The organism is Pseudomaricurvus sp. HS19, assembly GCF_009857815.1.
Taxonomy (GTDB): Bacteria; Pseudomonadota; Gammaproteobacteria; order Pseudomonadales; family Cellvibrionaceae; genus Pseudomaricurvus.
Map to the genome: position 1 here is coordinate 1 of NZ_WVVW01000027.1, position 1,221 is coordinate 1,221.

A 1,221-nucleotide genomic window follows, 5' to 3' on the forward strand; every position below is an offset into this window, starting at 1 on the left:
GATTATCGATTACTCGATGATCTTGGCTACAACGCCCGCACCCACAGTACGACCGCCTTCACGGATCGCAAAGCGCAGACCTTCGTCCATCGCAATTGGGTGAATCAGGGTAACAGTCATCTGAATGTTGTCGCCTGGCATTACCATCTCTACGCCTTCTGGCAGCTCTACAGCACCAGTTACGTCAGTGGTACGGAAGTAGAACTGTGGACGGTAACCCTTGAAGAATGGAGTGTGACGACCACCTTCATCTTTACCCAGCACGTACACTTCGCCTTCAAACTTGGTGTGCGGAGTGATGGAGCCTGGCTTCGCCAGTACCTGACCACGCTGAACTTCGTCACGCTTGGTACCACGCAGCAGTACACCACAGTTCTCACCAGCACGGCCTTCGTCCAGCAGCTTGCGGAACATCTCTACACCGGTACAGGTGGTCTTGGTGGTCTCTTTGATACCAACGATCTCGATCTCTTCACCAACCTTGATGATACCGCGCTCAACACGACCGGTAACAACGGTACCACGACCCTGGATGGAGAATACGTCTTCGATTGGCATAATGAAGGCACCATCGATCGCACGCTCAGGCTCAGGGATGTAGGAATCCAGAGTCTCTACCAGAGTCTTGACAGCGGTAGTACCCAGACCGTCGGTGTCTTCACCGTTCAGGGCCATCAGGGCAGAACCGGCGATGATTGGGGTGTCGTCACCAGGGAACTCGTACTGGTCCAGCAGCTCACGCAGCTCCATCTCAACCAGCTCCAGCATTTCGTTGTACTCTTCAGTACCGAAACCGCCACAGTCTTCAGCCAGCAGGTCAGCTTTGTTCAGGAATACCACGATGTAAGGTACACCTACCTGACGGGACAGCAGGATGTGCTCACGGGTCTGAGGCATTGGGCCGTCAGTCGCACCACACACCAGGATCGCGCCATCCATCTGGGCAGCACCGGTGATCATGTTCTTAACGTAGTCGGCGTGGCCGGGGCAATCTACGTGAGCGTAGTGACGGGTTGGGGAATCGTACTCTACGTGAGAGGTAGCGATGGTAATACCACGCTCACGCTCTTCCGGCGCATTGTCGATACCGTCAAAAGCAACCGCAGTACCACCCCAAACTTCCGCACATACGCGGGTCAGGGCAGCGGTCAGAGTGGTTTTACCGTGGTCAACGTGACCAATGGTGCCCACGTTAACGTGGGGCTTAGTACGTTCAAATTG

At 55.0% G+C, this 1,221-nt stretch carries 1 protein-coding gene; it reads right to left on the reverse strand.

Annotated elements, in window-relative coordinates:
• Positions 1-9: 9 nt before the first annotated feature.
• Positions 10-1,221 (reverse strand): elongation factor Tu (tuf, locus tag GSF27_RS17685; RefSeq protein ID WP_160971392.1); only part of this gene is annotated, 1,212 nt, incomplete at its 5' end.